Origin of the sequence: Streptomyces sp. NBC_00663 (assembly GCF_036226885.1) — a bacterium.
GTDB lineage: Bacteria > Actinomycetota > Actinomycetes > Streptomycetales > Streptomycetaceae > Streptomyces.
In genome coordinates this window covers 9,769,786-9,782,787 of sequence record NZ_CP109027.1, presented here as the reverse complement: position 1 = coordinate 9,782,787, position 13,002 = coordinate 9,769,786, and the positions used below count along the sequence as shown (strand labels likewise).

The window sequence follows — 13,002 nt, the reverse complement described above, 5'->3', positions numbered from 1 at the left end:
GGTTTCCGCACAGGACATCGTTCACACATCGATACAGATGGTTCTGATCGTTGAGCGTCTCCTCACCGAGACCGGACACACCGTCCGGTCCCGGCACTGACCACCGTCGGCACATGCCGACGCGACAGGAGAGCGCAACATGCACAAGACCATCGCCATCGTCGGAGCGGGACTGGGCGGGCTGACACTCGCCAGCGTGCTTCAGGCTCGGGGCCATGCCCCGACGATCTACGAGGGTGAGACCTCGGCGACGACCCGTACGCAAGGCGGACTGCTCGACATCCACGAAGAGACCGGCCAGGCCGCGCTTCGCGCAGCCGGTCTGTACGACGAGTTCCGCACGCTGGTCCGCCCGGGTGAGGACGCCAAACGTGTGGTCGACCGCCACGGCACGATCCTGTTCGACATGCCCGCGGACCCGGGCTCGGCCCGCCCTGAAGTAGACCGCGGCGAGCTCAGGCTCCTGCTCATCGCTCCACTGGCGCCCGGGACGATCAGAGAACACCCGTTCTCTGGGGGAGTGAGGCTGTAGTGATGGTGTGGGCCTCGGGTTTGTGCAGCTCAGCCACTGGTGATTGAACTCTAACTAGTGCAACAGCTGTGGTGCTCTTCGCTGATTGGATTTTGCTAATCGCCTGGCCACGGACTACTCGGTCGGCAGAGCGAGGCGAGTGGCTGCGCTGCTGGTGACGCCAGAGGGTCAGATGCCGAGGTATGGGGCGATGGTGGCGGCCGTGATCGCGGACGACGCCGAAGCGACACCGGATCCGCCGGGTGGGACCACTCCACCAGGCAGGGACCGCCGATCCATGGATAAACCTTCCTCTCCCGCCCCTGCGCGGGCGCCCCTACGGTCGAGGCTGCGGGCGCTCACCGGCCCGCCTGACGAAGGAGCGCGACCCCCATGAAGATGACCGGCAACACGATCCTGATCACCGGCGGTACCTCGGGCATCGGGCTCGGTCTGGCCCTGCGCCTGCACGAGGCCGGCAACAAAGTGGTCGTCGCCGGCCGGCGCAAGGAACTCCTCGACGACATCACGGCCGAGCACCCGGGCATCGACGCGCTCGTCCTCGATGTCGCGGACCCCGACTCGATCGCCCTGGCCCGTGAGACCGTGGCGGCGAGCCACCCGGGGCTGAACGTCCTGGTCAACAACGCCGGCATCATGCTGCGGGAGAACCTCCTCGACCCGGCCGAACTCCCGATCGCCGAGGATCACGTCGCGACCAATCTGCTCGGCACGATCCGGATGACGTATGCCTTCCTGCCGCTGCTGGTGGGCAAGGACGACGCGGTCGTCATGAACGTCACCTCCTCGACGGGGTTCGTCCCGTATCAGAGCACCCCGACCTACAGCGCGACCAAGGCCGCGCTGCACTCCTTCTCCGAGAGCCTGCGCATCCAGCTCGCCGGTGCTGACGCCGGCGTCCAGGTGATAGAGGTGGTCCCGCCGGGCGTGCGCACGACCCTGCTGGGCCAGCAGGACAGCGACCAGTCCATGCCGTTGGACGACTTCCTCGCCGAGACCCTCGACCTGCTGCGCGAGAAGCCCAACGCGAAGGAGCTGGTCGTCGAGCGCGCCAGGTTCATCCGCGACGCGCAGGCCAACGGCTCCTACGACGAGGTCCTCGCCATGTTCAGCGGCAGCTGACCGACCCGTAACGACCGACGTGAAACACGCGGACGAAGACGACGAAGACTCCGTCGAAACAGCACGCGGGCGGACCCTTGGGGGGGTCCTCACCGAGGACGCGGAACGGTAAGGAAGCACCTTGCCCTCGGTCGTCGGATGGGAGGCGACCGGCTCCGCCCTGCGTGCCGACGGGCACGCGAGCGCCCGTCACCCGACGACCTGCGGCGCACCGCCGACAGTCGGCGAATTTCCCAGCGGCTTCGCGTGCGTGGAAGAGGACTGCTCAGCCATGGATCGGTGGTCTCTGGATAGCCGGGCGGGATGCGGCGAGAATACGGGCATGGACAAGAAGGAAGTGGCGGAATTCCTGCGCCACCGGCGTGAGACGCTGCGCCCCCGCGACGTCGGACTGATCGAGGGGCCGCGCAGGCGTACGCAGGGGCTGCGCCGCGAGGAGGTCGCGCACCTCGCCGGCATGTCCACCGACTACTACGCCCGGCTGGAACAGCAGCGTGCTCCGCAGCCCTCCGTCCAGATCACCACGGCTCTCGCCCGGGCACTGCGGCTGACCCTGGACGAACGCGACCATCTCTTCGTCCTCATCGGCCACAACGCCCCGGCCCGCTTCCACCGCTCCGAACACGTCAGCCCCACGCTGATGCGGGTCCTGGACCGCCTGGACGACACTCCGGCCCTGGTGCAGACCGACCTGCTCGACACCCTTGCGATGAACCCCTTGGCCGTCGCACTGCTCGGCGACCAGACCCGCCACACCGGTCTGGCCAGTAGTGGTTACTACCGCTGGTTCATGGACCCGGCCGAACGTCTGACGGTTCCCGAGGAGACCCACGAACGCCATGGCCGCGCCAAGGCAGCACGCATGCGGGCCGCGCTGACAGCCGGCAGCGACACCCCCCGAGCCGCCCGGATCCTCGCCGAACTCCAGCAACACAGCCCCGAGTTCGTCCGCATGTGGGAACTTCAGGAGGTCGCCCAACACTACGACGACTGCGGGACCATCCTCCATCCCGAACTCGGCCGCATCGACGTCGACGCCCAGCTCCTGTTCACCGAGAACCGCGCCCAGACCCTGATGGTGCTGACCACTCGCCCCGGCACGGAGAGCCACAGCAAGCTCGAACTGCTCTCTGTCATAGGGCACCAGCAGCTCACCCCCTGACGTCCTGGGCCGAGGGACGAGTCGAGGCTCGGCCCGGGAGAGCGGGTGCTGGGTTGGGCCGGAACTCTGTTCGCCCAGTTCGTGGCCGGCTACACCGGTCTCAACACCGAGCGCCGCTGCCGACACATCGGACAGCAGCCGCGCTGGTCCGGTTGCTGGAACTGCAGGAACTCAGGTCGCCGCGCTCCGTGAACGGGAGTGTGACCTTGCGATCGCGATCGTCACGCACTCCTACTGGAACGAGCCGGGTCTGATGACTCAGTTGTCCTCCATCAAGGGCGGTGCCTGCGGCCGACAGCGTCGCCGACTCCTGCCGTGCCCTGGTTCAAGGTTCGGGTCAGTTCGCGGTCGGCCGCGCGAGCCGCGTTCAGTTCCTCGGTCCGTTCTTCGAGCTCGCCGGTCTTGTCGGCGAGTTGCTGTTCCAGCATGGCGATGCGTCCCTGAAGGTGGTCCAGGTCGGGCGGTGCGCCGAGCCCTGAGTCTGCTCGGCGGTGTCCTCGCGGCTGCCTCCCAATCATCGAACAGCGCCCGCGGCCAAGCCCCCGCACCGAGCAACCACACCAGCGCCGCCACTGCCACCGCCGCGGCGCAGCTGTCCGCCCCTCGGAGAATCGGCGCCGCTGCGGCCTCTCCCTCTGCGTCAGCGGAGTCGCACACGCCTCAGCAACCCGCTGGCATCCCCTCCCCCGCCTACACCCGCAGCGACAACGCCCAGCCCAACGCGGACGAATGGGCCGCAGCCCGCCTGCCGGCCACGCCGGCCGAGAAGACTGCCGCACAGCACCTGATCACGGACGCAGCGCCAGTCCTTCAGGGACAGCAGTACATGGGTGACACCGTGACCGTGACGTTCAACCCCGCAGCCCAGACCATGTTCGTCACCTTCGGCCCCGGTATCTACCCGGAAGGACAGGACTACCGTGGCGACACCGGATTCACGGACATCGTCCGCAGCCTGATGTTCGGCACCTGCTCCGAAGCCCAGCAGAACTTCGGCAACAACCCCGCCTGGCCCTACGGCCGTGCCGTCCTCGTCTACCGAGAGTCCATGGCCAGCCCCACCATCGTCGACTACCGCGAAGTCACCCACATCGACAGCTGCCGCGTGTAGCCCTCGACTCCGTTACGACTCCTTACCTGTGCGGTGAGTTCGAGGACGGCGGCGTGCCGCGCTTTCGACGGTCCTTCCTCCTTCGCCGAGCACTTACCTGCGGGCGAAGAAACCAAGGGAAGATCAAGGAAAAGCATGGGGGGACAAAAGTCTCCCTGCCATGGTCGGCGCCTGTGGTGCAAGACTTCCGGCGTGATCAGCCGCCCTGCCGAGGCGAGCGGTCACCCAGTTTCCCGCGGTGGCGTCGATCTCGTGGCTGGTCTCCCACTGGTGTACACGACTGATCCGTCCGTGATGCGAAGGCGAGCGTATGTCCTCTGAACTCCCTGATTCTGCTGCTTCCCCGCCCACCGGAGCCGGTGAGTCCGCCTCGGGGCCCAGTCGGCGTACCGTCATCGCCACCGGTGTCGCGGTGGGTGGTGTCGTGGTGGCAGGAGGAACGTTCCTGGCCGGCGCCGAGGAAGCGACCGCGGCGGGAACTGCCCCTTCCAGCCAGGTGTCCCTGACGGTGAACGGCACCCGGCGGACGGTGACGGTGGACAACCGCACCTCGCTGCTGGACCTGTTGCGCGAGCACCTGGACCTGACCGGCTCCAAGAAGGGCTGCAACGCCGGGGCCTGCGGTGCGTGCACGGTGCTGGTGGACGGGCAGCGGGTCAACTCCTGCCTGACGCTGGCCGTGCGTCTGGAGGGGGCCGAGGTCACCACGATCGAGGGCCTGGCCAAGGGCGACAAGCTGCATCCGCTACAGCAGGCGTTCGTCGACGAGGACGCCTTCCAGTGCGGCTACTGCACACCAGGACAGATCATGTCCGGCGTCGGCTGCATCAAGGAGGGCCACACCGGCTCGCCGGAGGAGATCCGGGAGTGGATGAGCGGCAACATCTGCCGCTGTGGCTGCTACGTCAAGATCGTGCGCGCGGTCGAGCAGACCGCGGGCCGGAAGTAAGGAGCGGCCACCATGCATCCCTTTACGTACACCAAAGCCTCCGATACCCGTGAAGCTCTCAACGCGGGCCGCCGCGGCGGGCGTTACATCGCCGGCGGCACCACGCTGGTCGACCTGATGCGCGAGACCGTCGAACGCCCCGGGGCCCTGGTCGACATCAGCGGCCTGCCGCTGCGCGAGGTGAGGGCCACCCAGGGCGGTGGCCTGCGGATCGGGGCGCTGGTGCGGATGGCCGAGGCCGCCTCCCATCCCAAGGTGCGCGCCCTGTATCCGGTCATCTCCCAGTCGCTGGAGCTCAGCGCCTCCGCCCAACTGCGGAACATGGCGACCATCGGCGGGAACATCATGCAGCGCACCCGCTGCACCTACTTCCGTGACGTGAGCGCCGACTGCAACAAGCGTGAGCCGGGCTCGGGTTGCGCGGCGCTGAAGGGCCACAACCGCACCCACGCGATCCTGGGCACCTCGGATGCCTGCGTGGCCACCCACCCCTCCGACGTGGCCGTGGCGTTCACCGCGCTGGAGGCGACCGTGCACCTGCTCGGCCCGGACGGGGAACGCCGTCTCCCCTTCGCCGACTTCCTGCTGCAGCCGGGGACCACCCCCAACCGTGAACAGGCCCTCCGGCAGGGCGAGTTGATCACGTCGGTGGAGATCCCGGCGCTGCCGCGTCCGCTGAAGTCGGGCTATCTGAAGGTCCGCGACCGGCAGTCCTACGAGTTCGCCCTCACCTCGGCGGCCGTCGCCCTGCACGTACGCGGCGGGGTCATCCGGGAGGCGAAGGTCGCCGCCGGCGGTGTGGCCACGGTGCCGTGGAAGCTGGCCGCCGTCGAGCGAGCCCTGATCGGCGAGCGCCCCTCGGACCGCCTGTGGGGCGAGGCCGCCAGTCACGCGGCCGACGGCGCCCGCCCTCTTCAGCACAACCGGTTCAAGGTCGAGCTCCTGAAGCGAACCGTCGAACGCCAGCTGCGCACCGTAGGAGAAATGGAATGAGCCCCCAGCCACAGGCAGCCGTAGGTGCGCCGCTGTCCCGCGTGGACGGCCGACTCAAGGTCACCGGCAAGGCAGAGTACGCCGCCGAACACGACATCAAGGGTGTCGTGCACGCCGTCATCGTCGACGCGAGCATAGGACGGGGACGCATCAGGTCCATCGACACACGCGCCGCCGAGAAACACGCGGGCGTGCTGCGGGTGATCCACCACGGCAACGCCCCGAAACTGCCGTACCGCGACAACACCGGCTCCAACAACCCGGCCGGACGCAGACTTCGGGTCTTCCAGGACGACAAGGTCCTCTTCCACGGCCAGCCCGTCGCCGTCGTGGTGGCCACCACCTTGGAGGCGGCCCAGCACGGGGCGAGCCTGGTGAACGTCCGCTACGACGCCGAGCAGCCCTCGACCGACATCACCAAGGCCAAGCCGGGCGAGCCGACGCGCTATGCGCGCGGTGACGCGGAGTCGGGGCTCCGCTCATCCGCCGTACGGCTGGACCTGACGTACGAACTGGCGCGCAACCACCACAACCCGATGGAACCGCACGCCACCGTCGCCCGCTGGGACGGCAACAAGCTCACGGTGTGGGACAAGACGCAGTGGGTGATGGGCACGCACGACGAGATCGCCGCGGTTTTCGACCTCCCGGCGGACGCGGTGCGGGTCATCAACCCGTTCGTCGGCGGCGGCTTCGGCAGTGGACTGCGCTGCTGGCCGCACACCATCGTCGCCGCGCTGGCCGCGCGGGTGACGCGGCGCTCCGTGAAGCTGGTGCTGTCGCGCGAGCAGATGTACTTCGGCACCGGATTCCGGCCGGCCTACGAGTACCGGCTGCGCCTCGGCAGCGACCGGCGCGGCAAGCTGAACGCCGCGATCCACGACATCGACCACGAGACCTCGTCGTACGAGACGTTCTCCGAGGCCGTCCTGGGCACGGGTCAGATGATGTACAGCATGCCCAACGTCCGCCAGGCGTACCGGCAGGTGGCGTTGGACGTGAACACCCCGATCTGGATGCGCGGACCCGGCTTCGCCCCCGCGTCGTTCGTGATCGAGTCGGCCATGGACGAGCTCGCCAACGAACTCGGCATCGACCCGATCGAGCTGCGCCGGCGCAACGAACCATCCGAGGACGAGTCGACCAACGAGCCGTTCTCCACCCGCCGGCTGAGCGAGTGCTACACGGTCGGCGCCCGCGAGTTCGGCTGGGACCGCCGTAACCCCAAGCCGCGCTCCACGCGGGACGGGAACCTGCTGATCGGCCTGGGCATGGCCGCCGGGGCGTACGACAGCGGGCGGTATCCGGGGCAGGCCAGGGCGCGGCTGGACGCCGACGGCACGGCTGTCGTGGAGGCGGCCACCACCGACATGGGGCCGGGCACGTACACCTCCCAGACCCAGGTCGCGGCCGACGCCCTGGGGCTGACCATGCGCACGGTGACCTTCCGGCTGGGCGACTCGGAGTATCCGTTCACCTCGCCGCACGGCGGCTCGTCGACCATGGCCAGTGTCGGCTCGGCCGTCGTCGACGCCTGCAACAAGGTGCGCCAGCAGGCGATCAAGCTGGCCGTGGAGGACCGCGAGTCGCCGCTGTACGGCGTGAACGCGGACGACGTCGTCGTGCGCAACGGCCGACTGCACGACCAAAACAACACAGCGCGCGGAGAGACGTACAAGAGCCTGCTGGCCCGCAACGACCGCTCCCACCTGGAAGCGAACGGCTCTTACGAAGGGCCTGGCTCCGAGCGCTCCGCCTACTTCGCCTACAGCGCGACCTTCGCCGAGGTCTCGGTCGACGCGGACCTGGGGCTGGTGCGGGTGCGCAAAATGCTCGGCGTGTACGACGCGGGGCGGATCATCAGCCCCAAGCTCGCCGACAGCCAGGCGCTCGGCGGCATCGTGGGCGGCATCGGCCAGGCACTGTTGGAACACACCGTCACCGACCACCGCGACGGACGGATCGTGAACTCCAGCCTCGCCGACTACCTCGTCCCGGTCAACGCCGACATCACCAACATCAAGGCGATCTACCTCGACGGCGAGGACAACGCCGGCAACCTGCTGGGCGTCAAGGGACTCGGCGAGGTCGTCCAGGTCGGCGTGGCCGCGGCGATCGCCAACGCCGTCTACAACGCCACCGGCCGACGGATCCGCCAACTACCCATCACCGCCGAGGCGTTGCTCTGACACCAACGCCTCCCTGGACGGGTCCGGCAGCCGAACCCGCCGTACGGCTGCCGGACTCCCCCGGGCCGCCGCCGCGTATGCTCCCCCGTCGACGCGGCGGCGGCCCGACCCACTTTCTGTGGCAGCGCCCGTCTGTTCTGGAGACTCTCATGCTGAACATCGCGGACACACTGCACCTCTGGTGCCGCGAGGAACGCCCCTTCGCCCTGGCCACCGTCGTCGACGTCACCGGCAGCGCACCCCTGCCCACCGGTACATCGGTCGCGGTGGACGAGGACGGCAACGCGGTCGGCAGCATCTCCGGCGGCTGCGTCGAGGGCGCGGTGTACGAACTGTGCCAAGAGGTCCTTCAGGAACAAGGCGCTCCACGGCGTGCCCGGTTCGGCTACTCCGACGACGATGCCTTCGCCGTGGGCCTGACCTGCGGTGGGGAACTCGATGTTCTCGTCCAGCGGGTCGATCCGGCCGTACAGCCGCATCTCGGCGCGGCGCTCGCCGAGGCGGTCGAGGGCCGGCCCGCCGCCGTCGCCCAGATCGTGCACGGGCCGAAGGAATTGCTCGGCGCCACTTTGAGCATCCTCGGCGACAGCCGGATCGCCGACCGCACCCTCGGCGACGGGCCGACCGGCCGGGCAGTGGCGGACCACGCCACCGCCCAACTGCGCACCGGACGCACCGCACTCCTCTCCCTCGGCCAAGACGCCGACACCTGCCCCGAGAAGCTCTCCGTCCTCGTCCATGTGGCCGCCACCCGCCCCCGCATGCTGATCTTCGGCGCCATCGACTTCACCGCCGCCCTCGCCCAGGCCGGACGGTTCCTCGGCTATCACGTCACCGTGTGCGACGCCCGCCCCGTCTTCGCCACCAAGGCACGCTTCCCGCACGCCGACGAAGTGGTCGTCGACTGGCCCCACCGCTACCTGGCACAGACGGCCGTGGATGCCCGTACCGCCGTCTGTGTCCTCACCCACGACGCCAAGTTCGACATCCCCCTGCTGCATCTGGCACTCGACCTGCCCGTCGGCTACGTCGGCGCGATGGGTTCCCGGCGCACCCACGAAGAGCGCCTTCTCCGTCTGCGCGAAGTCGGCGTCGCACCAGAGCAGTTGGCCCGGCTGCGGTCCCCAATCGGCCTCGACCTCGGCGCCCGCACGCCCCAGGAGACGGCGATCTCGATCACCGCGGAAATCATCGCCCACGCCGGCCGAGCGACTGGCCTGCCTCTGGCCCGGGTCAGCGGCCCGATCCACCGCGTTTCCGGGACGGTGGCGGAGACAGCGTGGCACGGAGAAGGAATGGTCGCAGGAACGTGCTGATCGACACCTACGGCCGGCAGGCCACCGACCTGAGGGTCTCGCTGACCGACCGCTGCAATCTGCGCTGCACCTACTGCATGCCCGAGGAGGGCTTGCAGTGGCTGGCCAAGCCCGACCTCCTCACCGACGACGAGATCGTCCGGCTGATCGACATCGCGGTCACCTCCCTCGGTATCGAGGAGGTCCGCTTCGCCGGCGGCGAGCCCCTGCTGCGCCCCGGCCTGGTCGGCATCGTGGAGCGCGTCGCGGCCCTGGAGCCCCGCCCCCAGATGTCGCTGACCACCAACGGCATCGGCCTCAAGCGCACCGCGACGGCCCTCAAGGCCGCGGGCCTGGACCGGGTCAACGTCTCCCTCGACACCCTGCGCCCGGACGTCTTCAAGACCCTGACCCGCCGGGACCGCCACAAGGACGTCATCGAGGGCCTGTACGCCGCCCGGGAGGCGGGCCTGACCCCGGTGAAGGTCAACTCGGTCCTGATGCCGGGACTCAACGAGGACGAGGCCCCCGACCTGCTGGCCTGGGCCATCGAGCACGACTACGAACTGCGTTTCATCGAGCAGATGCCCCTGGACGCCCAGCACGGCTGGAAGCGCGACGGCATGATCACCGCGGGCGACATCCTCACCTCGCTGCGCACCCGCTTCGAGCTGACGGAAGAGGGCTCGGACAAGCGCGGCTCGGCCCCGGCGGAGCGCTGGATCGTCGACGGCGGCCCGCATGTGGTCGGTGTCATCGCCTCGGTCACCCGCCCGTTCTGCGCGGCCTGCGACCGCACCCGCCTGACCGCCGACGGCCAGGTCCGCACCTGCCTGTTCGCCCAGGAAGAGACCGACCTCCGCGCGGCCCTGCGATCGGGCGCCCCGGACGAGGAGATAGCCCGCATCTGGCGCGAGGCGATGTGGGGCAAGAAGGCGGGCGCGGGCCTGGACGACCCTACGTTCGTGCAGCCGGACCGGCCCATGTCAGCGATCGGCGGCTAGACAATTCCTTCCTGGGATAAATCGTTCCTGGGATGAAAAGACCTCACCACCTACCCGCAGCATTCTCCTAATTCCGCCAGAGCGATATGACGCACATCCGGGAACGGCAAGAATGTTGCCGGACGTCTTTCCTGTCCCCAAGCCAATTAACCGGCTTCGGGGACAGGAAAGGAATTCTTCCGTGACACTGCTCGACCTGTTCATCCTGCTGGCCGTGCTGCTGTTCGCCGTATCGGGCTACCGGCGCGGGCTCGCGGCCTCCGCAGTCGCCTTCGCGCTGACCGTGGCGGGCGCACTGCTCGGTCTGGCTCTTCTGCCGTGGGTCCTCGGCCAAATCGGCGACTCCGCGACGGCCGTGAACACCGCTGCCCTGCTCACCGTGCTCGTCCCGGCCGCGCTCGGTTCCGCGCTGGCCCGGCGGCCGGCCTCCTGGCTGCGCGGCCGGATCCTGGCGCGGGGTCCGCTGCGCTGGGCCGACGGTGCGGGCGGCGCTCTGGCCGGTGCCGCCGCTCTCCTCGGTGTCGCGTGGATCGCGGGCAACGCGGCCCTGGGATCCCCGTACACCTCGACCGTCGTGCAGCAGCAGATACGCGAGTCGACAACCATGCGCACTCTCGCCGACCGGCTGCCCGAGCAGACGGTCACGTGGGTCGACCGGGCCTCAGTCGCGCTCGCCCGCGCCGGATTCCCCCAAGTGCTCACCCCGTTCCAGAGCGAGCCGGACACCGGGGTCACCGAGCCCTCAGGCGATGCCGTGACCGCCACGGTGACGCGCGCCGCGCAGCAGAGCACGGTGAAGGTCACCGGGCAGTTCGGCGACACCGGCCGGGGCTCCGAGGCAGCGGTTTCGTCTACAGCGACGACCTGGTGATGACCAACGCCCATGTCGTGGCCGGTGTGGACCGTCCGTCCGTGCAGGTCGGCGGGGTGGGGGAACCGCTGCCCGCGGCCGTCGTCCTGTTCGACCCGGAGACCGACGTCGCGGTCCTGCGCGTGGCCGGTCTGGACGCGCCGGCCGTCTCCTTCGCAAAAGACGACGCGACCCGGGGCAGTTCCGCCGTCGTCGCCGGATACCCGCACGACGGCGGCCTCGATCTGCGGGCCGCGACGGTGGCGACCCGCATGGAGGCCACCGGCCTGGACATCTACGACCAGTCCACGGTCACCCGGGACGTCTACCAGCTCCGCGCCACCGTCCGCCCCGGCAACTCGGGCGGACCGCTGCTGGCCACCGACAGGAAGGTCTACGGCATGGTCTTCGCCCGCTCGGCCACCCACCCGGACACGGGGTACGCCCTGGCCGCCGATCGGCTGCGCGTCCTCGCCGCCGAGGGCGCCCGGGCCGATGCACCGGTGCAGACGCGGGCCGTGTCCGCGTAGCCGTCGCATCGCACCCGGTAAAAGGGAGGAGAGTTTCCTCCCCGGATGCTCTCCTTCCTGGATGAATTTCTCCTCTTTTCGTGCCCGCGTCCGCGTGTGAGGGTCGGAATCGAGTATTTCTCGCCGATGGATCACGCCTTGGCAATTCCTGTGCGTGGTTACTGAAACCGTTGACGGAGCGCAAGGAAACGATGAGTAAGGTCATCTCTATCACCGGCGCCGACCGGAACTCCGAGAGGCGCCCATGACGACGCCGACGCTGGACCGGCCCGCTCCCACGGTTGCCCCGGAGAGCCGGCCGACGGCCGTCCCAGAGGCACAGGCGCCCACCATACGGCCGGGGAACCGGAGAGCCCGCAGGGCGTTGTGGTGGGCGGCATGCCTGATCTGTGGCGGCCTCATGGGCCTTGTCCTGGCCATCGTCGGCACGCTGCGCGGGCGGGTGCCGTCCCAACTGCGGCGCGGGCTGGTCGCGGCCGGGGCGGCGGTGCAGCTGGCGTCTGGCGGTTCCTTCGCGGTGGCCGGAGCCGACAGTGACGGAGGTCTGTGGGAGACCACCCGTATGGTGGTCAACGCGCCGGTCTCCGGAGCGGCCCTGCTCTACGGCGTTGGCACGGGCGGCGAGGTGCACCAGGGCGACAACGGGACGACTGCCGTGGTCCTGGACGAGGGGGTCGTCCGCGCCGGCACCATGTTCGGCACGGTCTTCCTGACCGATCAGCACATGGAGACGGACTCGCCTCGCACGCAGCGCCTGGCGGAACACGAGGCCCGGCACGCCGACCAGTGGGCGGCCTTCTCGCTCGTCGGCGGGCCTGCCGTCTTCCCCACGCTGTATGCCCTCGACGAGGCCTTCTTCCCCAGTGCGTTCAACCACTTCGAACGTCAGGCCGGGCTCGAAGACGGCGGTTACGACACGCCATCCGACTGCCCGTCCATCGCCGGCCGGCTCACTCTTGTCTCACTCGGGCTGGTCGCAGGCTCGGCACTGGTCGCCCGGCGCAGGCTCCGCGGCCTGTCTCGGGCTGCGACCGGACGTAAGGACTTCCCCCGCTCGACCTCCTGACAACTGGTGAGTGTCCGACCCTTCGGTGTCGGGGCCGCCTGGAGCCGACGCAGGACCGGTCGCCGATCCGGCGCACGACGCTCATCCGGTCGCCGGCGGGGCGCATGGCGAAGACAGTCCGCAGCGCGGAAGGACCCCCGTAGTGCCCGGCACTTCGGCGCAGGCGGCGGCGTGTCGTAGCCCTGCACCAGCGTGATGA

Annotated in this window: 11 protein-coding genes and 1 pseudogene; 11 read left to right on the top strand and 1 reads right to left on the bottom strand. The window is 69.2% G+C overall.

The window, feature by feature from the left end; genetic code table 11:
* Positions 1-139: 139 nt before the first annotated feature.
* From OG866_RS44215 to OG866_RS44205, 3 genes are all read left to right on the top strand, one after another.
* The gene (locus OG866_RS44215; RefSeq protein ID WP_329343760.1) at positions 140-532 is read left to right on the top strand and encodes an FAD-dependent oxidoreductase; all 393 of its coding nucleotides are present in this window, start codon (positions 140-142) and stop codon (positions 530-532) included.
* Between the two features lie 372 nt (positions 533-904).
* A complete protein-coding gene (locus OG866_RS44210) occupies positions 905-1,654 on the top strand; it encodes an SDR family oxidoreductase (RefSeq protein ID WP_329343758.1) in 750 nt (249 codons plus the stop codon).
* 322 nt (positions 1,655-1,976) lie between these two features.
* Positions 1,977-2,816, top strand: a complete 840-nt coding sequence (locus OG866_RS44205; RefSeq protein WP_329343756.1) for a helix-turn-helix transcriptional regulator — start codon at positions 1,977-1,979, stop codon at positions 2,814-2,816.
* A gap of 272 nt (positions 2,817-3,088) precedes the next feature.
* Here OG866_RS44205 and OG866_RS44200 read toward each other — a convergent pair whose 3' ends face one another.
* Positions 3,089-3,244, bottom strand: coding sequence for a hypothetical protein (locus tag OG866_RS44200; RefSeq protein WP_329343754.1), 156 nt, complete (start codon positions 3,242-3,244; stop codon positions 3,089-3,091).
* Positions 3,245-3,642: 398 nt separating this feature from the next.
* Between OG866_RS44200 and OG866_RS44195 the strand changes: the two genes are divergently transcribed.
* The 8 genes and pseudogenes from OG866_RS44195 to OG866_RS44155 all read left to right on the top strand — a co-directional run bounded on the left by OG866_RS44195 (position 3,643) and on the right by OG866_RS44155 (position 12,803).
* Entirely contained in the window at positions 3,643-3,927 is a 285-nt protein-coding gene (locus OG866_RS44195) for a hypothetical protein (protein WP_329343752.1), read from the top strand.
* A gap of 310 nt (positions 3,928-4,237) precedes the next feature.
* On the top strand, positions 4,238-4,876 hold the full coding sequence (locus tag OG866_RS44190; RefSeq protein WP_329343750.1) for a (2Fe-2S)-binding protein: 639 nt from the start codon (positions 4,238-4,240) through the stop codon (positions 4,874-4,876).
* A gap of 12 nt (positions 4,877-4,888) precedes the next feature.
* Positions 4,889-5,869, top strand: coding sequence for an FAD binding domain-containing protein (locus OG866_RS44185; RefSeq protein ID WP_329343748.1), 981 nt, complete (start codon positions 4,889-4,891; stop codon positions 5,867-5,869).
* Complete coding sequence (locus OG866_RS44180) at positions 5,866-8,058, top strand: xanthine dehydrogenase family protein molybdopterin-binding subunit (RefSeq protein WP_329343746.1); 2,193 nt, start codon at positions 5,866-5,868, stop codon at positions 8,056-8,058. Before OG866_RS44185 ends, OG866_RS44180 begins: the two co-directional genes overlap by 4 nt.
* A gap of 149 nt (positions 8,059-8,207) precedes the next feature.
* Positions 8,208-9,374: an XdhC/CoxI family protein gene (locus OG866_RS44175; protein ID WP_329343744.1), complete on the top strand. Its 1,167-nt coding sequence runs from the start codon at positions 8,208-8,210 to the stop codon at positions 9,372-9,374.
* A complete protein-coding gene (moaA, locus tag OG866_RS44170) occupies positions 9,368-10,357 on the top strand; it encodes a GTP 3',8-cyclase MoaA (RefSeq protein ID WP_329343742.1) in 990 nt (329 codons plus the stop codon). Before OG866_RS44175 ends, moaA begins: the two co-directional genes overlap by 7 nt.
* Before the next feature lie 181 nt (positions 10,358-10,538).
* Positions 10,539-11,737, top strand: a pseudogene (locus OG866_RS45365) (MarP family serine protease).
* A 400-nt stretch (positions 11,738-12,137) separates the two neighbouring features.
* On the top strand, positions 12,138-12,803 hold the full coding sequence (locus tag OG866_RS44155) for a hypothetical protein (protein ID WP_329343736.1): 666 nt from the start codon (positions 12,138-12,140) through the stop codon (positions 12,801-12,803).
* The last annotated feature ends 199 nt before the right edge of the window (positions 12,804-13,002 follow it).

Coding starts and splice junctions, on each gene's coding strand:
- OG866_RS44175 (WP_329343744.1), top strand. CDS start 8,208: ATGCTGAACATCGCGGACACACTGCACCTCTGGTGCCGCGAGGAACGC.
- OG866_RS44215 (WP_329343760.1), top strand. CDS start 140: ATGCACAAGACCATCGCCATCGTCGGAGCGGGACTGGGCGGGCTGACA.
- OG866_RS44200 (WP_329343754.1), bottom strand. CDS start 3,244: ATGCTGGAACAGCAACTCGCCGACAAGACCGGCGAGCTCGAAGAACGG.
- OG866_RS44155 (WP_329343736.1), top strand. CDS start 12,138: ATGGGCCTTGTCCTGGCCATCGTCGGCACGCTGCGCGGGCGGGTGCCG.
- OG866_RS44210 (WP_329343758.1), top strand. CDS start 905: ATGAAGATGACCGGCAACACGATCCTGATCACCGGCGGTACCTCGGGC.
- OG866_RS44190 (WP_329343750.1), top strand. CDS start 4,238: ATGTCCTCTGAACTCCCTGATTCTGCTGCTTCCCCGCCCACCGGAGCC.
- OG866_RS44180 (WP_329343746.1), top strand. CDS start 5,866: ATGAGCCCCCAGCCACAGGCAGCCGTAGGTGCGCCGCTGTCCCGCGTG.
- OG866_RS44185 (WP_329343748.1), top strand. CDS start 4,889: ATGCATCCCTTTACGTACACCAAAGCCTCCGATACCCGTGAAGCTCTC.
- OG866_RS44195 (WP_329343752.1), top strand. CDS start 3,643: ATGGGTGACACCGTGACCGTGACGTTCAACCCCGCAGCCCAGACCATG.
- OG866_RS44205 (WP_329343756.1), top strand. CDS start 1,977: ATGGACAAGAAGGAAGTGGCGGAATTCCTGCGCCACCGGCGTGAGACG.